The 19,064-nt window shown below is 64.8% G+C and carries 25 protein-coding genes; 15 read left to right on the top strand and 10 right to left on the bottom strand.

Annotated features, from left to right (window positions below):
* The first annotated feature begins 4 nt into the window (after positions 1-4).
* On the top strand, positions 5-652 hold the full coding sequence (locus DFR67_RS28440; RefSeq protein ID WP_245938221.1) for a TetR/AcrR family transcriptional regulator: 648 nt from the start codon (positions 5-7) through the stop codon (positions 650-652).
* 56 nt (positions 653-708) lie between these two features.
* On the opposite strand, the gene DFR67_RS28445 is transcribed toward DFR67_RS28440, so the two are convergent.
* Positions 709-1,284 (bottom strand): TetR/AcrR family transcriptional regulator, encoded by a 576-nt coding sequence (locus DFR67_RS28445; RefSeq protein ID WP_110472822.1) that lies wholly within the window; start codon positions 1,282-1,284, stop codon positions 709-711.
* A gap of 142 nt (positions 1,285-1,426) precedes the next feature.
* Here DFR67_RS28445 and DFR67_RS28450 point away from each other — a divergent pair, with 142 nt between their 5' ends.
* The 5 genes from DFR67_RS28450 to DFR67_RS28470 all read left to right on the top strand — a co-directional run bounded on the left by DFR67_RS28450 (position 1,427) and on the right by DFR67_RS28470 (position 7,338).
* Positions 1,427-2,446: an aldo/keto reductase gene (locus DFR67_RS28450; protein ID WP_110472823.1), complete on the top strand. Its 1,020-nt coding sequence runs from the start codon at positions 1,427-1,429 to the stop codon at positions 2,444-2,446.
* Between the two features lie 28 nt (positions 2,447-2,474).
* On the top strand, positions 2,475-3,392 hold the full coding sequence (locus tag DFR67_RS28455; RefSeq protein ID WP_211325190.1) for an LLM class flavin-dependent oxidoreductase: 918 nt from the start codon (positions 2,475-2,477) through the stop codon (positions 3,390-3,392).
* A gap of 10 nt (positions 3,393-3,402) precedes the next feature.
* Entirely contained in the window at positions 3,403-4,518 is a 1,116-nt protein-coding gene (locus DFR67_RS28460; protein ID WP_110472848.1) for an alpha/beta hydrolase, read from the top strand.
* Between the two features lie 128 nt (positions 4,519-4,646).
* Entirely contained in the window at positions 4,647-6,044 is a 1,398-nt protein-coding gene (locus DFR67_RS28465) for a carotenoid oxygenase family protein (RefSeq protein WP_110472824.1), read from the top strand.
* 22 nt (positions 6,045-6,066) lie between these two features.
* Complete coding sequence (locus DFR67_RS28470; RefSeq protein ID WP_110472825.1) at positions 6,067-7,338, top strand: competence/damage-inducible protein A; 1,272 nt, start codon at positions 6,067-6,069, stop codon at positions 7,336-7,338.
* Here DFR67_RS28470 and DFR67_RS28475 read toward each other — a convergent pair.
* A complete protein-coding gene (locus DFR67_RS28475) occupies positions 7,330-8,238 on the bottom strand; it encodes an alpha/beta hydrolase (protein ID WP_110472826.1) in 909 nt (302 codons plus the stop codon). The genes DFR67_RS28470 and DFR67_RS28475 overlap by 9 nt on opposite strands.
* A gap of 193 nt (positions 8,239-8,431) precedes the next feature.
* Between DFR67_RS28475 and DFR67_RS28480 the strand changes: the two genes are divergently transcribed.
* Complete coding sequence (locus tag DFR67_RS28480) at positions 8,432-8,998, top strand: TIGR03086 family metal-binding protein (protein WP_110472849.1); 567 nt, start codon at positions 8,432-8,434, stop codon at positions 8,996-8,998.
* Here the strand turns inward: DFR67_RS28480 and DFR67_RS28485 are convergent, their stop codons facing one another.
* On the bottom strand, positions 8,999-9,466 hold the full coding sequence (locus DFR67_RS28485; protein ID WP_146240565.1) for a hypothetical protein: 468 nt from the start codon (positions 9,464-9,466) through the stop codon (positions 8,999-9,001). It abuts the gene before it with no gap.
* A gap of 279 nt (positions 9,467-9,745) precedes the next feature.
* On the opposite strand from DFR67_RS28485, the gene DFR67_RS28490 reads away from it, so the two are divergent.
* Entirely contained in the window at positions 9,746-9,943 is a 198-nt protein-coding gene (locus tag DFR67_RS28490) for a CsbD family protein (RefSeq protein ID WP_084834410.1), read from the top strand.
* A gap of 86 nt (positions 9,944-10,029) precedes the next feature.
* Positions 10,030-10,281, top strand: a complete 252-nt coding sequence (locus DFR67_RS28495) for a hypothetical protein (RefSeq protein WP_110472828.1) — start codon at positions 10,030-10,032, stop codon at positions 10,279-10,281.
* A gap of 12 nt (positions 10,282-10,293) precedes the next feature.
* On the opposite strand, the gene DFR67_RS28500 is transcribed toward DFR67_RS28495, so the two are convergent.
* On the bottom strand, positions 10,294-10,953 hold the full coding sequence (locus tag DFR67_RS28500; protein ID WP_110472829.1) for an alpha/beta hydrolase family protein: 660 nt from the start codon (positions 10,951-10,953) through the stop codon (positions 10,294-10,296).
* 510 nt (positions 10,954-11,463) lie between these two features.
* On the opposite strand from DFR67_RS28500, the gene DFR67_RS28510 reads away from it, so the two are divergent.
* Positions 11,464-12,384, top strand: a complete 921-nt coding sequence (locus tag DFR67_RS28510) for a DAPG hydrolase family protein (protein ID WP_146240566.1) — start codon at positions 11,464-11,466, stop codon at positions 12,382-12,384.
* Between the two features lies 1 nt (position 12,385).
* Here the strand turns inward: DFR67_RS28510 and DFR67_RS28515 are convergent, their stop codons facing one another.
* Positions 12,386-12,838, bottom strand: coding sequence for a MarR family winged helix-turn-helix transcriptional regulator (locus DFR67_RS28515; protein ID WP_110472832.1), 453 nt, complete (start codon positions 12,836-12,838; stop codon positions 12,386-12,388).
* Between the two features lie 78 nt (positions 12,839-12,916).
* Here DFR67_RS28515 and DFR67_RS28520 point away from each other — a divergent pair, with 78 nt between their 5' ends.
* Positions 12,917-13,312, top strand: a complete 396-nt coding sequence (locus DFR67_RS28520) for a VOC family protein (RefSeq protein ID WP_211325191.1) — start codon at positions 12,917-12,919, stop codon at positions 13,310-13,312.
* A gap of 27 nt (positions 13,313-13,339) precedes the next feature.
* On the opposite strand, the gene DFR67_RS28525 is transcribed toward DFR67_RS28520, so the two are convergent.
* The gene (locus DFR67_RS28525) at positions 13,340-13,738 is read right to left on the bottom strand and encodes a YchJ family protein (RefSeq protein ID WP_245938222.1); all 399 of its coding nucleotides are present in this window, start codon (positions 13,736-13,738) and stop codon (positions 13,340-13,342) included.
* A gap of 23 nt (positions 13,739-13,761) precedes the next feature.
* Complete coding sequence (locus tag DFR67_RS28530) at positions 13,762-14,697, bottom strand: AraC family transcriptional regulator (protein ID WP_110472834.1); 936 nt, start codon at positions 14,695-14,697, stop codon at positions 13,762-13,764.
* Between the two features lie 82 nt (positions 14,698-14,779).
* Here DFR67_RS28530 and DFR67_RS28535 point away from each other — a divergent pair, with 82 nt between their 5' ends.
* Together DFR67_RS28535 and DFR67_RS28540 are read left to right on the top strand one after the other, a co-directional pair.
* Positions 14,780-15,613, top strand: coding sequence for an NmrA family NAD(P)-binding protein (locus DFR67_RS28535; RefSeq protein WP_110472835.1), 834 nt, complete (start codon positions 14,780-14,782; stop codon positions 15,611-15,613).
* Entirely contained in the window at positions 15,610-16,443 is an 834-nt protein-coding gene (locus DFR67_RS28540) for an NmrA family NAD(P)-binding protein (RefSeq protein ID WP_146240567.1), read from the top strand. Before DFR67_RS28535 ends, DFR67_RS28540 begins: the two co-directional genes overlap by 4 nt.
* Positions 16,444-16,467: 24 nt before the next feature.
* Here DFR67_RS28540 and DFR67_RS28545 read toward each other — a convergent pair whose 3' ends face one another.
* From DFR67_RS28545 to DFR67_RS28555, 3 genes are all read right to left on the bottom strand, one after another.
* Positions 16,468-17,037: an ATPase gene (locus tag DFR67_RS28545; protein WP_110472837.1), complete on the bottom strand. Its 570-nt coding sequence runs from the start codon at positions 17,035-17,037 to the stop codon at positions 16,468-16,470.
* On the bottom strand, positions 17,034-17,420 hold the full coding sequence (locus DFR67_RS28550; protein WP_110472838.1) for a TA system antitoxin ParD family protein: 387 nt from the start codon (positions 17,418-17,420) through the stop codon (positions 17,034-17,036). Before DFR67_RS28550 ends, DFR67_RS28545 begins: the two co-directional genes overlap by 4 nt.
* Before the next feature lie 81 nt (positions 17,421-17,501).
* Positions 17,502-18,332 (bottom strand): LLM class F420-dependent oxidoreductase, encoded by an 831-nt coding sequence (locus DFR67_RS28555; RefSeq protein WP_110472839.1) that lies wholly within the window; start codon positions 18,330-18,332, stop codon positions 17,502-17,504.
* Between the two features lie 6 nt (positions 18,333-18,338).
* Here DFR67_RS28555 and DFR67_RS30680 point away from each other — a divergent pair, with 6 nt between their 5' ends.
* Together DFR67_RS30680 and DFR67_RS31000 are read left to right on the top strand one after the other, a co-directional pair.
* The gene (locus tag DFR67_RS30680; protein ID WP_158540062.1) at positions 18,339-18,500 is read left to right on the top strand and encodes a hypothetical protein; all 162 of its coding nucleotides are present in this window, start codon (positions 18,339-18,341) and stop codon (positions 18,498-18,500) included.
* Positions 18,501-18,790: 290 nt separating this feature from the next.
* The coding region (locus DFR67_RS31000) for a hypothetical protein (protein WP_211325192.1) at positions 18,791-19,064 on the top strand (274 nt) is incomplete at its 3' end.

Consider the following 19,064-nt stretch of genomic DNA (forward strand, 5'->3'; position numbering starts at 1 on the left):
GCTCGTGAAGTCTGAGGCGGATCCGCAATCGTTGCTGGAGCGCGCGTTCACCGACGCGGTGGAACGCGCCGACGACAACGACCAGACGCGCATCAGGCTTCTCGACGCGGCGTACGAGCAGTTCTGCCGTATGGGTATCCAGCGTTCGTCGATGGAGGACGTGGCCAAACGCGCCGGCATGTCCCGGATCACGGTCTACCGGCGCTTCGCGACGAAGGACGCGTTGGTCGAACAGGTGATCCTGCGGGAGTTCCGCCGATACTTCGACCGGTTCCTGGCCGATATACGTGATGCCCAGTCGGCTGCCGACCGGGTGGTGCTGGGATTCGTGAGCTCGCTGCGCGCATTCCGCGGCAATCCGCTCATCGGTGGGCTCATGAACGCGGAACCGACCCTGCTTGCGGGTTCGATGATCGGCGACGACGGCCGGATGCTCGGTGCCGTATCGCAGTTTGTTGCCGGTCAGCTGCGGCGGGAGCAGCAGGCGGGCACGGTGGCGACAACCCTCGACACCGACCTCGTCGCCGAGATGATGGTGCGGGTCGCAGCGTCGTTTCTGACCATCCCCAGTCGAGTGGTCGACCTCGACGACGAGAGTGAGCTGGAGTCGGTGGCCAGGCAATTCCTGGTGCCGATGCTTACGCCCGGTTGATCAGCCGAGGTCACATCCGAGCGATATGGATCTCCGTGACGATCGCGACGGGGAGGCTACCGCCGAAGCCCCGCAATGAGGAGTTCGACCAGCCGACGCGCGTCGTAGTCGGGGTTGTCGGCACCGATGCATAGATTGCCTACCCCACGCATCAGCTGCAGGGCCTCGATGTCGGAGCGGATCTCGCCGGCCGCGACCGAGGCCTCGAGAAGCGTCGCGCAGACAGGCACGAGGCGGTCGAGGAAGTAGGCATGGAGTGTCTCGAACCCGGCGTCACCCGACTGCATGGCCTCGGCGAGGCCGTGTTTGGTGACCAGGAAGTCGACGAAAAGGTCGATCCACGCTCGCAATGCGGCATGGGGGGTGGCGCTGTCGGTCAGGAGTGTCGGACCGGCCTTCGCGCAGGCCTCGACCTGGTGGCGGTAGACGGCGACGATGAGGTCGGCGCGGGTGGGGAAGTGACGGTAGATGGTCCCGACCCCCACTCCCGCCCGGGTGGCGATGTCGCGCACAGGGGCGTCCACACCTGATGCGACGAACGCCGCGGCCGCGGCATCGAGTAGTGCCGCCTGGTTGCGGCGAGCATCAGCCCGCTTGTGCGGCGCCGGAGGCACTGTTTCGGCGTCAGCCATTGCGGAGCCCTTCCATCGCAGTTGGCAAACGGAACATTGTTCCGTATATTGGTTATCGGAACATTGTTCCGTTTGTCCAGGATGTCAGATTGGCCGGAGGCCGAGACCGCGGGGCATCCCATCACCACCCAGGAGGACCACCATGAAGTTTCGAACTCTGGGACGTACCGGCGTCCAGGTCAGCACCCTTGCACTCGGTGCCATGAACTTCGGTGCCATCGGCCGCACCACGCAGGACGATGCCACCGCCATCGTCGATGCCGCTCTCGATGCGGGCATCAACGTCATCGACACCGCGGACATGTACAGCCAGGGCGAGTCCGAGGTGATGGTCGGCAAGGCCATCGCCGGCCGCCGCGACGACGTCGTGCTCGCCACCAAGGTGTTCAACCCGATGGGGGATGAGCGCAATCACCGGGGAAGTTCACGCAGGTGGATCGTCGCCGAACTGGAGAACAGCCTGCGACGGCTCGACGTCGATCATGTGGATCTCTACCAAATCCATCGCTGGGATCCGAACACGAGTGACGAAGAGACGCTGTCAGCGCTCACCGATCTACAGCGCGCGGGCAAGATCCGGTACTTCGGCTCTTCCACGTATCCCGCCTATCGCATCGTTGAAGGCCAGTGGGCGGCCCGCGAGCATCACCTCGGCAGGTTCGTGACCGAGCAGCCGCCCTATTCAATTCTGCAGCGCGGCATCGAATCCCATGTCCTTCCGGTCACCGAACAGTACGGACTCGGCGTGCTGGTGTGGAGTCCGCTTGCCTCTGGTTGGCTCTCGGGCGCAATCCGTGAGGGCCGGAAAATGACAACCAGCCGTTCAACTTTGATGCCCCAACGCTTCGACACCGCGATCGCGACCAACCGCGCAAAGATGGACGCCGTCGAGAAGTTGGCCGCCGTCGCCGATGGCGCCGGACTCACCCTGATCCAGCTCGCGCTCGGATTCGTCACCGCCCATCCGGGCGTCACCAGTGCCATCATCGGCCCGCGCACCGTCGATCATCTGCACTCGCAACTCGCGGCCGCCGACACGGTGCTTTCCGCCGATGTTCTCGATGCGATCGACGAGATAGTCGCTCCCGGTGTCGATCTTGCGCCCGGGGAGAAGTTCGACACGCCACCTTCGCTCCTCGATCCGTCGCTGCGGCGCCGCTGACCCCCGCTCAGTTCAAAGGACCACGCGCATGCCACAGCACGTTGCACCGAGTTTCGGGATCATGACCGCACCCATGAATGTCGGCTATGACGACATCCTCCGGGTGTGGCGCGAGGCCGACGCGATCGAAGAGATCGAGCACGCCTGGCTCTTCGATCATCTGATGCCCATCGGCGGCGACCCGAACGGGCCGATCTTCGAGGGGTGGACGTTGCTGTCCGCCCTGGCCGCGCAGACCGACCGGCTTCGTCTCGGACTTTTGGTGACCAGCAACAGATTTCGTCCTCCGGTGATGCTCGCCAAGATTGCGGCGACCGTGGACGTCGTCTCGGGAGGTCGTCTCGATTTCGGTATCGGTGTGGGATCACGCCCGAATCCACCCATGGCCCGGCGGGAATACCCGGCGCACGGCCTACCGTTTCTGGATGTCCCGCACGCCGTCGGCAGCCTCGACGAAGCCTGCACCGTGATCAAGAGACTGTGGACCGAAGACGAGCCGTTCGATTTCGCCGGCGACCACGTGCAGCTCACCGGTGCGCTGGGCAACCCCAAACCCGTTCAGCGCCCGGGCCCGCCGTTCCTCGTCGGCGGGCGTTCGGCTTCCGTGCTGCGGGTGGTTGCCGAACACGCCGACCTATGGAACATCCCCGGCGGCGACCTCGGCGATGCGATCGGCCGCAGTGCGCTCCTCGATCGCTACTGCGCCGAGATCGGTCGCGACCCCGCCACCATCGCAAGGTCGATCCACTTATCGGTGGACTACGACCAACCGCAGCACACCCGCGACGCAATCGGACAGGCGCTCGACGCCGGCTTCAGCCACTTCGTCCTGGGCTTGGGCGCTCCGTATCCCGCCGGGGCCGCCCGCTGGGTCGCGGATGAGTTGATCACACCGTTCGTCCAACGGGGCAGCCGCGATCCTGCTGTGAGCGTGGGCCGCCTTTAGGATGGTCACCATGGTTATGGCTGATCGTCCCGAGGTGGAGACCGCATCCGCGCCGGTGACCGCGCTCGCCGTATTCGGTTTGGCAGAGAGCATGCTCAACGGACTCGCGAGGGTGCCGTTTCGTCGGCCGTGGGAAGGGCCCGCAGGTCTGCTGGACAACATCGGCCAGTCGGTGACGCGTCAGACCATCCGCTCGTTCATGGGATATTCGATGAGCCTTCCGATCGAAGAGTTCCGGTCGATGGAGCGCATCCTCGACGGCATCTGCCGAGTCGTGATGCCACCGTTCATCGGACTGGCGGACGACGTCGAGATCACCGACGACACCATCGGTGGCGTCGACGGCATCTGGTGCCGCGCCAAAGCGAGCAGCAATGCACACGTCGACGACCTCGACGACAAACAGACGATCGGCGCGACGATCCTCTACCTGCACGGTGGCGGGTACATCGGCACGTCACCGGTCATGTACTCCGCGTTCGCGGCCAAGCTGGTCAAGATCACCGGCTACGAGGTCTTCATCGCCGATTACCGGATGGCTCCGGAATTCCCGTTCCCCGCGGGCGTGCACGATGCGGCCGACGTGTACCGAGGGTTGCTCGAACGTGGCGTCGATGCCGATCATCTCGTGGTCGCCGGCGACTCGGGCGGTGGTGGCCTCGCGACGTCGCTGATCAAGTATCTGCACGACCATGACCTGCCGAAGCCGGCCGCGGTCGCGCTGTTCTCACCCGAGGTCGACCTCGACTTCAACCATCCGTCGATCACGGCGAACGCCCAGTCGGACATCCTGCCCTGGAGTCTGCCTGCCGCTCCGTATCTGGCCGGGGTCCAACCCAACGACGAGCGCGTGTCCGCGGTTCACTCGGTGGCGGATCCGGCGTGGTTCCCGCCGACATTCGTGTGCTGGGGCGCCGACGAGATGTTCCGCGACGGGATCCGTGAGTTCGCAGAGAATCTGGGCAAGGCCGGAGTGCCCGTGCACGCCATGGAAGAAATCGGGATGTTCCACGTCTTCCCCATTCTCATGCCGTGGGCCGAGTCATCGAAGCGGGTTTTCCGCGAACTGCACGACCTGGCCGGTCGCCACGTCACCCCCGATCCCGACGCTGAGCCGACTCACTGACGCAGAGTCGAGGCTTTACTGCACTTCCAGTTCATCCGTCTGGTGCGGCCAACCAGCCCACGAAGTAGGCAATTCAGTTGCAGACTTGAGGCATCGCTTCCAGCCGTACCGACGAAAGAGTGTTTTCGATGACCGTCACCACCGACCCCCATCGGCCCGCCCCGATCGCCCCAGACAATCGACACCTGGTCGGGGTGTTCGCCCCGCAACGCGACGAGACGGATGCGACGGATCTGCCGGTCACCGGCGAGATCCCCGCCGACCTGAGTGGCAGCTACCTACGCAACGGGCCCAATCCGCGGTTCGATCCCATCGGATCGTTCGTGTTCCCGCTGGACGGCGACGGCATGGTGCACCGGGTCACGCTGGAGGGAGGTCGGGCCTCGTACAGCAATCGGTTCGTCCGGACACCCATGGTGGAGTTGGAAGAAGAACGCGGCGAGGCGATTTGGTCCGGCCTCACCGACGGTTACACACCACCGGCGAGCGTCGTCGGCGAAGAACTCGCCGGAACCACCCGCGCGCTGCCCGACATCAACGTCGTTCGGCACGGCGGTCGCCTGATGGCCATGGCAGAGGCGGACAAGCCCTACCTGCTCGACCCACGCACATTGGCGACGCTGGGCACCGAGGACTGCGACGGAGCAATGCGGGTGGGCAGCACCGCCCATCCGAAGATCGATCCTCGGACCGGCGAGATGGTGTTGTTCAACTACATTCTCGAGGCGCCCTATCTCACGTGGTCGGTCGTGGCCGCGGACGGCACCTCGCTGCGCCCGCCGACCGCGATCGACGGCCTCGACGCCCCGGTGATGATCCACGACATGGCGCTGACCGAGAAATACGTGGTGCTGTTCGTGTGTCCGCTGATCTTCGACATCGCGGCAGTCATGGCCGGTGGATCGCTGCTTTCCTGGCGGCCCGACGACGGCACCCGCATCGCACTCATCCCGCGCGACGGCGGTGCCGTGCGCTGGATCCACGCGGAGCCGTTCTGGGTGTGGCACTTCGCCAACGCCTTCGACAATGCAGACGGAACGGTCACGGTCGATTACGTCGAGTGGACCTACCCCGGTGGGTTCGCAGAAACAGGGGTCCCGAACACGTCGGGACTGATGCGCGCGGCGATCAACCCGACCGCCGGCACCATCAACCGCACCCGGGTCAGCGAGCGGACGGATATCGACTTTCCTCGGGTCGACGACCGGTTGCTCACGCGTGACCATCAACGGGTGGCCACCGTAGGTAAGTCCGACTCCGACACCGGCTTCCAGGAGAGCCTGTGGTTCCACGATGTCGCGAAAAGCGCCGAGGTGTCGTGGAGTCCGGGTGTCGCCATCGGTGAACCTATCTACATTCCAGGCGCCGGCCAGGATTACTGGGGTGCAATCGGTACCGACCCCCAGGACCTGCGATCGCGGTTCTATCTGCTGACCGCCGAGAGTCCGGAAGACGGCCCGATCGCCACGATCGATCTGCCGATCCGGGTACCGGCGGGGCTGCATGGCGTGTGGCTCGAGACGTAGCCCGCACGCTAGGGTCGGGAGAATGGCAGTGCGTGCAGGTGTGGTGGTCACGGGTACCGAGGTTCTCAGCGGGCGGGTCACCGATCAGAACGGTCCGTGGGTGGCCCGCCAACTCCTCGAGATGGGTGTCGACGTCGCGCACATCACCGTGTGCGGCGATCGGCCCGCCGACCTGACCGCCCAGTTGCAGTTCCTGGCCGATCAGCGCGTCGACCTCATCATCACGACGGGTGGCCTGGGGCCGACCGCCGACGATCTCACGGTGGCCACCGTCGCAGCGTTGTGCGGACGTGCACTGCACCTCGACATCGAACTCGAGCAACGGATTGACGCCATCGTGCAGCGGTGGCGCAGCCGGATGAGCACGGCGATCGACTCGGAGCCGTTGAACGCGGGGATCCGGAAACAAGCCATGGTTCCGGCGGGTGCGCTGTCGATTGCCCCGACGGGCACCGCTCCGGGCGTTGCGATTCCGGCCACCGGCGAGCTGCCCGCGATCCTGATCCTGCCAGGGCCTCCCCGCGAATTGCAGGAGATGTGGCCCGATGCGCTCGAAACTGCACCGGTCGCAGAGGCTTTGGCGAACAGGGCCGAAGTTCGCCAGTCCACGATCCGTGCGTACGGACTGTCCGAGGCCGACCTCGCCGCGACGCTGCGGGCGGCCGAGCTGAAAGTTTCGGGCTTCGACGATCTCGAGATCACGACCTGCCTGCGCCTCGGCGAACTCGAGATGGTGACCCGCTATCCCGATTCTGCCGACGCCGCGTACGCGAAGCTGGTGACGCAGGTTGCGGAATCCCATGGCAAGCAGATCTTCTCGACCGATGGATCGACCATCGACGACATCGTCGCCCACCGTCTGTCCGGTCGGCGGATCGCCACCGCCGAATCGTGTACCGGCGGCATGATCGCCGCACGACTGACCGACAGGGCCGGATCGTCGGCGTACGTGATCGGGGGTGTGGTGTCCTACTCCAACGAGGTGAAGTCGGGCATCCTCGGTGTGCCCCCGGAGATGATCTCCGAACACGGTGCGGTCAGCGAACCGGTGGCGGCGGCCATGGCAGAGGGGGCTCGCGAGGGCCTCGGCACCGACATCGCGGTGTCCACCACAGGTGTGGCAGGACCAGGCGGTGGTACCGAGCTCAAGCCGGTCGGCACCGTCTGCTTCGGGATCGCTGTGTCCGGTCGCGCCACGGTCACCCGTACCCTGCACCTTTCCGGGGACCGGGCGAGTGTGCGAGCACTGTCCACGGCGGCCGCGATGCACATGCTGGCGAACGCTCTAGCCTAGGCAGTTCAGCAGCCAATGTTCGATATCTGTCCGCGCCGTGGAGGCCATGGCGGTGGGGTGATTCGTGAAACCGTGTGGCGACGCCTGGTAGATACGCAGGTCGACTTCTGCTCCGGCGACTGCGAGCCGTGAGGCCATCGCCGTGTTGTCCTCGAGCAGGATGTCCGATTCGCCCACCACCAGGAGCAGTGGCGGTAGCTCATGTAGGTCCGCATAGATCGGTGAGACATCGGGCAGGGTGCGGTCTGCCACGTGGCCGGTGTACGCATCGAGGAAGTACTCGTCGGTGATCAGGCGCCCGGCCGGCGTCTGCCCACTCAGGTCGTAGGTACCGAATTGCAGTACGCCACCCGCGAACTCTTTGTTAACACCTCTGTCTCGAAGTCGCAGCAGGGTGGTCATGGCCAAGGTCGACCCGGCGGAGAACCCGCCGATCGTCAACCGTGACGTGCCGAAAAGGCGCTCGGTGTTCGTGGTCAGCCATACCGCGGCGGCCTCGCAGTCGTCGGGTGCTGCGGGCCAGGGGTTTTCGGGTGCGAGTCGGTAGTCGACACTGACCACCGCAGTCCCCAGCGAATCTGCCAGCTGCTGATTCCGTGTGTCGTTGCGCGCAGCGGAATCCATGTAGAAACCGCCGCCGTGGATGTCCAGGTGAACGCCGCGCGGCGGCAACCCGGTGGGGGTGATGATGCGTACCGGCACGCTCCGGCCGGCAGCTTCAGCGATCGTCACGACGACCGCCGCGTCGGAGGTCTCGACCCTCCGCGCCGCGCGTGCCTGTCGCAACTCAGCGAGATTGCGGGGTCCGCGTCCGGGCGGTCGGGCCGCGTAGAACGCCAACGCCTCGTCGACGTGTTCGGCTGGAACAGGCCGCATGAAGTCGGACAAACGACCCTGCATATGACTCCCTGCTTCTCCAGCTAGTAATCGTTCACCTGATTCGTCCCCAGGAGGGGCCGCCGAGGGTGATCTACCCTCGCCGGCTCCATACGGGGCTGTATGTGGTGAGCAACCATAGCGAGTGCCGTCACCGATGACTTTTGGCCAGCGCCGTGGTCTGTACGTGAAGGTGCAGCCGATCGGAAGGAATCAGATGATCGACTTCACAGCGGCGTCCGAGGCGTTGGCCGGCCTCATCGCGCAGGTCGAGGACATCGATCTCGCGCGGTCGACGCCCTGCGAGAGTTACACAGTGGCCGATCTGTTGCTGCACATCGATGAGGGCGCAACAGGGTTCACCGCTGCCGCAGGCGGCGAGATCTCGAGTCCTCCGGTGACAGCGGTCGACGACGCCGCATCGCGGAGCAGGGTCGCGGTACACGTCCGCGACCTGGCACGAGCGTGGGCGGAACCGCAGGCCTGGGATGGTGGGTCGGACTTGGCCGGCCTCGAACTGCCGAATCGGACGTGGGGGAGGATCGCGCTGACAGAGGTGATCGTGCACGGATGGGACCTCGCCGTCGCGACCGATCACGGGTTCGACCCGCCGGAATCAGTGGTGCACGCCTGCCACGATCATGTCGAAGGATTCCTGACCGAGGCGCCGCTGCCCGAACTCTGGGGCGAACCGGTCGCCGCCGATCACACGCTGTCGCTCCTGGACCGGACCGTGGCCATCGCCGGACGCGATCCACGATCGTGGCACCGTGCGCCTATGTGATCAATGCCGGCGGGCCCAGAACTCACGGACGGCGACAGCCAGCAGAACCGCGCCCATCGTGGTCATCGTGCCCAGTTGCCAGCTGTCGACGACACCCGGCGTGACGACGATCAGAATGCCCAGTGCCACCACGGGAGCGACGACCGTCACGATTGCCGGGACCACTCGGCGAACCGCAACTGCCTCGGTCACCGCCGCGATGATGACAATCGCGAAAGCAACCGCGGAGAACACCTCAGGCTCGGTCCACCACTCGTACGGCGCCGGACCGGTGAAGTTGGCGATGCCGACCGTGGCGTCCGTCAGCGGGGTGTAGGCCGTCCATCCCGTCGACGGACCGGAGAACACGCCTTCGTCGTCGAGTCCGAGCCAGGTGATACCGCCGGCGAAGAGGGTCGCGACGATGAAAATCCACCATGCGATGTGGCCGGTGATGCGAGCCGCCAACAATACTCGTGCGCGAGTCATGGATATCGAGTCTTCCATTGCGCGCGTCATATCCCGCGCAGGGCGTGGCTCATGCCCAAGGCTCGCGCCGGTGCCACCAGTGGAGTGTCCGCGGCGCGTCGGTCGGAACCGTCACGTCTCGGAAGCGGTTGTCGAGCCGCGTTACTGCAATCTGCAGTCTTCGAACACATCGTGTTCTGGCTCACTTCCCCGTGCAAATCCGGTGCCTTGGGCCGTCTCAATTCATGTAGGGCGCGGACGGGCAACGAGGCTCGGCGCGATGAACACGAGGAGAGAACAATGGCTGACTTCATCGACAAGGCAAAGCACAAGGCCGAAGAGGTTGCGGGTAAGGCAAAGGAAAAAATCGGCGAGGCGACCGGCAACGACGACCTCAGGGCCGAGGGCGCAGCCGATCAGGGCAAGGGTAAGACCAAGCAGGTCGGCGACAACATCTCGGACGCAGCGTCGAACGTCAAGAGCAAGCTCACCGACTGAGTTCGGCTGACACATAAGCGCGAGGGGTGGGGTGGTGGCCGCTATCGGCCACCACCTCCGTCGCAGACAATGAACACAGGAGAACAATGATCCCGCTGTTGGCACGAAAGTACGTGTACCGCTACTTGATTCTGGCTATCGTCCTACCACTGGTGGCGAAGGTGTTGCTGACTACAGGGCACCGGTTGGAGCAGCGAAACGACAACCCGACGGCCGTATCCAAGCTGTTGATCAAGGTCGGCTCGTACAGTCGCCGTAAGGCGCGCACGGCAAATGCCGACGCCGATGTCGAACAGAAGAAGACGCGCCGGTCGGTCATCGGCCGTCGTAAAAAGTAGTTGTCCGGGAGGCTACGGCCGGCGGAAGGTCCCGACGATGCGATCGACGACTCCGCCGGCGACGTCGAGGGTAACGGAATCCTCTGCAGCACAGTAACGGTCGGCGTCGGCGTCGTAGGTCGCGCCGGCGATTGAGCCGTGATCGGCTTCAAATATCACCAGCTCGTGTGGCCACTGACCGAGTGCTGCCGCGAAGTCCTCGCTCACAGCGAGCGGCACGACGTCGTCGGAGTCCCCGTGCAGCAGCGTGATCGGTACAGCGGCTCCCGCGTGCAGGTCATCAATTGGGAGTTTGTCGCCCGTCAACGGATTGTCGGCGTTGAATGCACCGGCCAGGCAGATGACGGAAGACACGGGACTGTCGTAGTGGTCGCTGCGCAGAGCCACCCCGGCGGCGGCTGTACCACCCAGCGACCATCCGATCAGCGCGAACTCCCCAGCAGTCGCGGCGTACCGCAAGGAGTTCAGAAGATCGTCCCGTCCACGGTCACCGGCGTGCGAGTCCCAGTCCGGGACGATCACGTAGAAGCGCTGCTCGGCGAGCAGCGTCGCAAACGGGCGCAGCGTCTTGCGCGCATCGGTCTGCGTTCCGTGCCACAACAGGACTGCGGGGTCTGATTTGTTGCCGAATGTATCGACTGACCGGCCCGGGGCGTATTCGTTGGTCTCCACGGCTTCAGTGTGCCCAGCGACGGAAGCCGGGACACATCGCTGGAACTGCGGCAGAATGACCGGCGTGACGAAGTCGTGCAATAACGGCGCAGCGGTCTGTGATTCCCCGGCCACGGTGGATGCGACCGCGGTCGCCGGGTCGGTGGCCACATCATCGAGCACCGCTGTGGCGGGGTCGGTCGGAACCGTGGTCAGCGCAGGTGTCGCAGGCTCCGCAGGCACTGTGGCCAGCGCGGGCGTGGCGACGTCAGTCGCGACAGTTGCCAGTGCGGTGGTCGCTGGTTCTGCCGTCACTGCAACGAGCGCGGTGGTCGCGGGAAGTGCGGGCACTGCGTTTTCTTTTGGTATCGCCGGCTGTTTCGGCGTGGTGGCGAGCGCGCTGTGCAAGCGTTGTATCGCGTGCGTGGGGTGCGTGGGCTGTACCGATTGCGTCGGATGCGTGGGCTGCTACAACTGCTCAGGCCTGCGCGGAGCAGTCGGTCTGCGCGACGTGCACGTCTGAAGGTGACGGTGTCGCCCTATCAGGTCACCGCCGCTGATCGTCAGGCTCTGCCGAACGCGCTGCGTGGCCGTTCACACGGCCACCTCGGCTATGACGACGCCGAACGTGCGCGTCCTTTCGCCCACTACTTCCGCTCGTATACCGAGCCGATTCAACCGCATGTCCACGATGGGTTGCTCCGGGGGCGAGCGCCGGCCGAGTTGGGCTACGAGGTGGACGATGCTCCGGCGCGACTGACGGCATCCGGGTACGGCTCGATGGAAACCGGCTGGACGCGGACGACCAAGGGTACGGTGCTCGTTTCGTGTCTGACCGATATGCCCGACGTGACCGCACAGATGTGGGACTGGTGGTTCGGGTGGCATCTCGTGGACTCTGCGCGCTACAAACTGTGGCATCCGGGGGCACATCAGCAGGCCTGTGTTGCCGACGACCGAAGCGGCTACGCGGGGCTGACCGATCGTGAGAAGTACATCGGCAACGTCTCGTTCGTCGACGAGTACATCGGGGCGAAAAAGCTCCGCCTCGCCATCCGCTTCGTGGATCCCGCGACGCTCGGATTCGCCGATCGACCAGGCACTACTCACATCTGCGCTCGAATCGGCGTGACCTACCTGCCTGTGGCGGCCGGCTGGCTCGTCCATCAGGTGAGGCCCACAGAGCGCGGCAGCGAGATGCGGTCCCGGTTCTTCATGGGGCCCAACGAGATTCTTTCGCTGCCGGGTAGAGCGGTGTCTCTTCCTGGCGCCGGAGCGTTCCTCGCGTCTCGAGTGGGCAGGTCGATGGCGCGCCCGGTTGTCGACGTCGCCGTACGAGCGAACTTCGGCGATCGGCTCGCCCACGACCTCCTTCACCATTGCGCAAGCGAAATGAACCATCTTGCAGGCTTTTTGCCCGCTCTGTACGACGAGTTCCAGTCGATGCCCTGACTCATCCGGCGCCGGACTCGACAAGTGCGTCGCGGCAGGAACTGAGCAGCGTGAGCAGTCTCGAAGTGTCGGATGCGGAGAGGTGGCCGGTCATCGTCTTTGCCACCGCAGCGACTTCTGTGCGTGCACGCCCGAGAAGGGAGATGGCAGCAGGAGTGAGAACGGTTGCGCGTTCGCGTCGTGGCCCCGGCTCCTCGGAACGCTCGATGAGTCCACGTTTCTCAAGGCCCTGCAGCAGGACGTTCATGGATTGACGCGATACGAAAGCGTGCCGAGCGAGGTCGGAACTCGTGCTGGCGGGCGTGTGATCCAGCGCCTGCAGACATGCGTACTGCGGCACGCTCAGTTCGAGGTGGCGCAGTCGCTCGGCCATTCGCAGATGCAGGATCGCCTGGGTTTCCTTGACGAGGAGTCCCAGTGCCTCGGCAGTCGAATGATCGCCCGATGGTGTCATGTCAACATTTTGACACACCGCAAAATGAGTGTCAGTATATTGACATCAACTGAAGCTCATCGACGGCAGGAGCTCGACATGACAGGCAGCACGAACCGCATCAACCCAACTCTCAGCGGACCCGACTTTGTGTCGTTCCAGGTGCGCGACCTGGAGACCTCGGCGACGTTCTATGAGGACGCGCTCGGGCTCAATCGGCTGCCGGCAACCAATCCCGCTGCAGTGGTGTTTTCCTCGGGCGGAACTGCATTCGCGGTTCGGGAACCGTTCCCGGGCGTAGATCTCAACGCCATCGGCCAACTCGGTGCAGGCATCGGCGTGTGGTTCGGGAGCAAGGATCCGTCCGGGCTGCACGCACGTCTCGTCGCGCGAGATGTGCCGATCGTGCAGGAGCCATTCGAGGGTCCCTTCGGGCTGCAATTCTCGCTTCGTGACCCCGACGGCTATGTCGTCACCATCCACACCGCGGGTTGAGGGTTCGGTAGGGGCGGGCCGGGCCGATCAGGTCGGCGTGATGGTGCCGTCGACGTACACCCAGCGTCCGTCGTGCCGTTCGAAATTGCTGCGCTCCATAAGGTTTCCCGCGGTGCCACCCTTGACACGGTAGAACGCGGTGAATACGACCTCGCCTGTCGCATCGAATGGTGAACCGCCGCAGGTGGACTCGATATCAAGGCGATACCAGCGCATCGCCTCGTCGAGGTCGAGCTCGACGGGTCTTGTCCTCGGGTGCCAGCTGTGGAGAAGGTAGTCGCGGTCTCCGGTTGCGAACGCGGTGAAGCGTGAACGCATCAGCTCGACGGCGGTCGGCGCCTGGCGCTCGCCGGCCAGCACCGGTTCGCAGCACTCGGCGAACGGGAGTCCGCTGGTGCACGGGCAGCGTCGATTGGAGGTGGCCACCACGACAGCGTATGTGGGTGCGGCTAGGTGGACAGACTCGCCTGCATGCGATGGGTACTCGGGTTGACCCCTTTCGTGCGCTTGAACGCCGTGCTGAAGGTGAATGGATCGGCGTACCCGACGGACTGTGCAACGTCTGCGATGGTCAGGTCAGGACGGTCGCTGAGTTGATCGGCGGCCAGGGTCATCCGCCACCGGGTCAGGTAGGTCAGTGGGGGTTCGCCGACGAGGTCGGTGAACCTTTTTGCAAGGGTGGCGCGGGACACCCCTGCGCGGCGGGCCAGTGATGCAACGGTCCATGGGGCGTCCACCTCAGCGTGCATGAGTTGGAGCACCGGACCGACAACTGGATCGTGCAAGGCCGAATACCACTGCGGTGCAGCCTGTTCCTGGTCGTCGAACCAGGTGCGGAGTGAGCAGACCAGCAGCCAGTCGAGGAGTCGATCGAGGACGATCTGTTGCCCTGGGCGATCCGCAGCGACTTCCGCCGCGAGATAGCGCGCCACCGGGTCGGCGTCGGTGTCGGGTGGGATGCGTATCAGCGGTGGCAGCACCTGCAGTAACCGATCACCGATCTCGCCGTGCACCGGGTAGGCGCCGACGACGATAGAGGTCGACGCGTTCGGGTCCCGGCAATCGGCCCACCCCAGGCGGTGTCGCGCGCCACCGTTCTCGGGGATGGAGCACTGCTCGCCGCAGGCCACCGGTGTGGCCGAGGTGTCGGGGTCATCGACGAACGAGAACGGCTCGGGTCCGCGGACGACGACGGTGTCCCCGCCGGACACGCGCAGAGGGTCGTGGTCACCTCTGACGATCCACCCCGCACCGTCGACGATCACGCACAGGGTCAGGGGAGCGCCGTCGACGAAGTCGAGCGCCCACGGGGCCGAGAGGGTCGAATAGCCGAAGACAGAGCCGTGCGACCGCACACCCCGGAGAAGGTCACCGAACGCATCCATGGACACCACTTTAGACGAATCAACAGGTAAACCGGCGCCTGAGCCATGGATTGCTCTGCTTCGAGCGGCTTGACTGGTCAACATGAGCCAAAACACGATTCTTGTTATCGGTGCCACCGGCAAAACCGGACGCCGAGTGACCGCCCGCCTCCGACTACTCGGCGAACAGGTGCGTCCGGTATCTCGATCCAGCGCCATCCCCTTCGATTGGTCAGATCCGCGCACATGGGACGCCGCACTCGACGGTGCGTCGTCGGCCTACCTCGTCCCGCCTGTCGAAATCGGCCCGATCGACCACTTCATCGACCGGGCGCAATCGGTGGGTGTCCGCCGTGTGGCGCTGCTGTCCGGACGGGCGGCCGACAGCTGGGGCGACTCGGCTTTCGGCCTCGACATGCGCGCGGCCGAACGTGCCGTGCACGCGTCCTCGCTGGACTGGACCATCGTTCGATCGTCGAACTTCAGCCAGAACTTCTCTGAGGAAGTTCTTTTGGAGCCGCTCCTGCGGGGTGAGCTTGCGGCGCCTCCGGGGGAGGTTCCAGAACCTTTTGTCGACATCGAAGACGTGGCCGCGGTTGCGGCTCAGGTGCTGACGACCCCCGGGCATGAGGGGCAGACGTACGAACTGACCGGACCGAGAGGCATCACATTCGGTGAAGCGGTGGGTTTGATCGCTGCGGCATCGGGCCGGACGATCACCTACCGGCAGATCACCCCGGGTCAATACGCGCAGAGCCTGACCGAGCAGGGTCTGACCCGCGAGGAAGCCGACACCATTGCTGAGATGTACGTGCTCATGGAGCGTGGACTGATCTCCGAGACCACCGATGACGTCCACCGCCTACTGGGCAGGCCGGCTGCGACATTCGAAGACTACGTCATTCGCACTGCTGCCGACGGACGGTGGCCGGCATGAGGGTTCTGGTGCTGGGAGCGACGGGAAAGACCGGCCGGCAGGTGGTGCGTGCGTTGACCTCTGTGGACGGGGTAGAGGTGAGGGCGGCGTCTCGGTCGGCGAAGGTTCGGTTCGACTGGGATGACCGCTCCACGTGGGCGTCGGCGGTCGAGGGCGTCGACGCGGTGTATCTGGTCGACTCGCAACAATCGGATGCGGCGCAATCGATGTCGGACTTCACCGATGTCGCGAGGCGCGGCGGGGTTGCTCATGCTGTGCTGTTGTCGTCGCGCGACGCCGTTGTGTCACACCGGCCGGTCGACGCAGCGGTGGTATCTGCGGTGAAGGCGTCCGGAATGACGTGGACGGTGCTTCGGCCGACGTGGTTCATGCAGGTCTTCAGCGAATGGGATCTGTTCCGTGACAGTGTCATCGATCGCCGCCTTGCCGGAACATCAGGCAGCGGGCTGGAGCCGTTCATCGACACCCGCGACATCGGGGATGTCGCGGCGGCATCACTGTTGCACCCGGAACGTCATACAGGAAAGGACTATCAGCTCTCCGGTCCTGACCTCCTGACGTTCGAGGGCGCAGCCGGCGCGATCGGAAAGGTGGTCGGCGCCGACGTCGAGTTCGAACAGATGGCTGATGAAGATTTTGTCGCTTACCTGACCGGCCGCCGCGGAGTCGCAGGGCCGCTGGCGGAGGATCTGACGCAAGTGTTCGGATGGATCCGCGAGGGGCGCAACGCCCACCTGTCAGCAGGGGTTCGCGAGGTACTCGGGCGACCCCCACGAACGTTCGACGATTTCGTCAGAGAGGCTGCCGCCCAGGGGGTCTGGCGTGAGTGAACTACTGTGGCGACCGCCGGGGACTCATGCCCGCGCGGCGAGGGCTTCCGGTGTCCATGGAGGCCACGATATTGCGCCGACGGGTGAGCCGCCGGTGAACCGGGCCACGATCCGGGGAGTGCCGGACGCGGAGTCGTACACCGTGGCCTGCTGGGAACGGACAACGGCTGTGGCGACAAGCGGCCATAGACGATGGTAGCGTTCCCGGATCTTCGCTTCCGGCACTGAGTGGCCACCGGCCGAGACCCGATGTGAGACACGCAGCACCGCAACGGCTTCTGGCACCAGTAGAACGTGTACGACGACTGCGAACCCATGTGCTTGAGCCCGGGAGATCAGGTCGAGCTTCGAGGGGTGAGAGAACACGGTTTCGGCGATGAAGGATCGTCCCGCGTCGATGAGTGCGTCCCGCGTGGCGGCCGCCGATTGTGCTGCCTCGTACGACATCGCCTCGGCGTCATCGGGCCATGTCTGGCGCGCGATGATGTCGGCGTTGACGAAGACGCTGGTCGGCAGGACGGGAGCGAGGGTGAGCTCGACAAAGGTGGATTTACCCGAACCGTTCGGGCCGATCACCAGGTCGAGACGCTTCATTCGGTGTCGAGCAGGCGTGTTGTGCCGTCAGGGCTCCGCTCGGTGAGTCGGCCCTGCTCGTCCAGGACAACCGTCGTGATGCCGCGTGCTGCGAGGGTCGCCTGGTAGTCGGTGTGCGACAGGCTGTCGGCGATCTTCACGTCGACCTCGGCGTGGAAGAGTCGGCCTTCCTCGTCAGTGAGGTCGGAGGTTGGCAACGTTCCCGACAGGGCTTGCTGCACTCGACTCAGGGCCGACGTCTCATATGCTGTCATGGCCTGACCGATGCGGGCCCAGTACTCGAGCTGCTGGCGGCCGGTTCGATTCTGTCGGCGCCCTTCGGCAATTGCCGAGTCGACGAGAGTCGAGTCGAATCTGGTCACCTTGTCAGCGGTCTGGGTCATGACAGCTCCTCGCGTAGCACTCTGCAACCGATTGTAGCACTCTGCTACGAGACGTGTTGTCATGCGACAGCGCTGCGCGACTCAGCGATACGGATCTGCGGCGGCGACGAACTCGTCGAGCTTGGCCAGTGTCTCGGCTTCGGGACGAGTCGGTAGTAAGAAGGTCACGCGCTCGACTTTCGCCGAGGCGTAGCCGTCGAGTTCTTCAGCTTTGCGTCCGGCGCCGAAGATGGTGAAGGGGATGTCGGGGCGGCCGCGATCGGCCAGCTCGGCTCGCACCCGGATGAGCTCGTCCGCGCTGGTATGGGCTCTGGGAAGCCAAGCGTCGGCGTATTTCACCAGGCGATCGATGGCTGCGGCGCTTTCGCCGCCGATGTAGATCGGGGGATGCGGTTTCTGGACTGGTTTGGGCCAGGCGAAGATGGGGTCGAAGTCGACGTGGTCACCGTGGAACTCGGCCTCGTCCTCGGTCCAGATCTGTTTCAGCGCGGCCAACTGCTCGTTGATGAGCGCACCACGGGTCTTCGGGTCGGTCCCGTGATTGCTCATCTCTTCGCGGTTCCAGCCGACGCCCACACCGAAAGCGGTCCGTCCGTTGGAGAGCAGGTCCAAGGTTGCGACCTCCTTGGCGGTATGGATGAGGTCACGTTGGGGAAGCAGGGCGATTCCGGTGCCGAGGATCAGTCTTTCGGTCACCGCCGCGGCTGCGGTGAGTGCGAGAAACGGGTCGAGGGTGCGGTAGTAGACCCGGGGCAGGTCGCCGCCGCCCGGGTAAGGCGATTCTCGGCTGACCGGTATGTGGGAGTGTTCGGCAAGGAACAACGAATCGAATCCGCGCTCCTCGAGTGCCTTGGCGAGCACGTCGGGCCGGATGCCTTCATCGGTCACAAATGTCGATACGCCGAAGTCCATACCTCCATGGAAGCACAGCGGGCAGTGGCCGCCCGGCGCTCAGCAGTGACGTGCATGGACGGCACTGGTGGTGTGCGCCTCTCGGCATGCGTCTTCGGCGATTTCAAGGGCGACCACGACGCGTCCGAGGGCAACTCGCGCGTCGATGTCTCCGTGCAGTGCGGCTGAGCGTTGAGCGTTCAGTGCGTGTATCCGTGCCTCGTGCAGGGACTCGGACAGCTCTGTGTTCGCACGAAAGTCGCTCACCTGGATGACGCAGGATGTGGCTGTTGAGTGGTTGTTGGCATGTGACTCCCGACTGTTTCCTCGCCTCCCGAATGCTCAAACTAGACACTATGCGGGACTAGTGTCAAGTAGTCGGTTTGCCGGCGTCCCGTCGAGGCCCGAGGGCTCTGGCTAGAGCGATAGTCAGCGTAGGTCCGCGACCCTTCGTCAGACCTCGAATGTATGTTCTATCCATGGCTTGGGTGGGGACCGCAACGGAGTATGGGGTCGAGCTCCGCTGCGCTTCGTCTCTGATGGACGCGGAGGCGTCGGAGTTGTTGTCGCGGGTGCGGTCTGGGACGCGTGAGGTGAATCAGGCGTGGGTTGGGCGTCTGGAGGATGGTCTGGCGTACTACCGCTATGTCTCGTCGAGTGAGGATGAGCATGGGACGCGGGCGGCGGCGTGTGAGATTGCGGTGGCGTGGCGGTGCACGACCGGGCAGGCTGATCATCTTCTTCGGTGCCGGC

This window comes from Williamsia limnetica (assembly GCF_003217475.1).
Classification (GTDB): Bacteria; Actinomycetota; Actinomycetes; order Mycobacteriales; family Mycobacteriaceae; genus Williamsia; species Williamsia limnetica.

Bases quoted from the DNA above. Each gene is read 5' to 3' on its own strand.
- DFR67_RS28480 (WP_110472849.1), top strand. From the start codon at position 8,432: ATGATCGACTTCACAGCGGCGTCCGAGGCGTTGGCCGGCCTCATCGCG.
- DFR67_RS28555 (WP_110472839.1), bottom strand. From the start codon at position 18,332: ATGGACTTCGGCGTATCGACATTTGTGACCGATGAAGGCATCCGGCCC.
- DFR67_RS28465 (WP_110472824.1), top strand. From the start codon at position 4,647: ATGACCGTCACCACCGACCCCCATCGGCCCGCCCCGATCGCCCCAGAC.
- DFR67_RS28475 (WP_110472826.1), bottom strand. From the start codon at position 8,238: ATGCAGGGTCGTTTGTCCGACTTCATGCGGCCTGTTCCAGCCGAACAC.
- DFR67_RS28550 (WP_110472838.1), bottom strand. From the start codon at position 17,420: ATGACCCAGACCGCTGACAAGGTGACCAGATTCGACTCGACTCTCGTC.
- DFR67_RS28530 (WP_110472834.1), bottom strand. From the start codon at position 14,697: ATGGATGCGTTCGGTGACCTTCTCCGGGGTGTGCGGTCGCACGGCTCT.
- DFR67_RS28450 (WP_110472823.1), top strand. From the start codon at position 1,427: ATGAAGTTTCGAACTCTGGGACGTACCGGCGTCCAGGTCAGCACCCTT.
- DFR67_RS28445 (WP_110472822.1), bottom strand. From the start codon at position 1,284: ATGGCTGACGCCGAAACAGTGCCTCCGGCGCCGCACAAGCGGGCTGAT.
- DFR67_RS28460 (WP_110472848.1), top strand. From the start codon at position 3,403: ATGGTTATGGCTGATCGTCCCGAGGTGGAGACCGCATCCGCGCCGGTG.
- DFR67_RS28495 (WP_110472828.1), top strand. From the start codon at position 10,030: ATGATCCCGCTGTTGGCACGAAAGTACGTGTACCGCTACTTGATTCTG.
- DFR67_RS28545 (WP_110472837.1), bottom strand. From the start codon at position 17,037: ATGAAGCGTCTCGACCTGGTGATCGGCCCGAACGGTTCGGGTAAATCC.
- DFR67_RS28540 (WP_146240567.1), top strand. From the start codon at position 15,610: ATGAGGGTTCTGGTGCTGGGAGCGACGGGAAAGACCGGCCGGCAGGTG.
- DFR67_RS28455 (WP_211325190.1), top strand. From the start codon at position 2,475: ATGCCACAGCACGTTGCACCGAGTTTCGGGATCATGACCGCACCCATG.
- DFR67_RS28520 (WP_211325191.1), top strand. From the start codon at position 12,917: ATGACAGGCAGCACGAACCGCATCAACCCAACTCTCAGCGGACCCGAC.
- DFR67_RS28485 (WP_146240565.1), bottom strand. From the start codon at position 9,466: ATGACTCGCGCACGAGTATTGTTGGCGGCTCGCATCACCGGCCACATC.
- DFR67_RS28515 (WP_110472832.1), bottom strand. From the start codon at position 12,838: ATGACACCATCGGGCGATCATTCGACTGCCGAGGCACTGGGACTCCTC.
- DFR67_RS28470 (WP_110472825.1), top strand. From the start codon at position 6,067: ATGGCAGTGCGTGCAGGTGTGGTGGTCACGGGTACCGAGGTTCTCAGC.
- DFR67_RS28490 (WP_084834410.1), top strand. From the start codon at position 9,746: ATGGCTGACTTCATCGACAAGGCAAAGCACAAGGCCGAAGAGGTTGCG.
- DFR67_RS28535 (WP_110472835.1), top strand. From the start codon at position 14,780: ATGAGCCAAAACACGATTCTTGTTATCGGTGCCACCGGCAAAACCGGA.
- DFR67_RS30680 (WP_158540062.1), top strand. From the start codon at position 18,339: ATGGAAGCACAGCGGGCAGTGGCCGCCCGGCGCTCAGCAGTGACGTGC.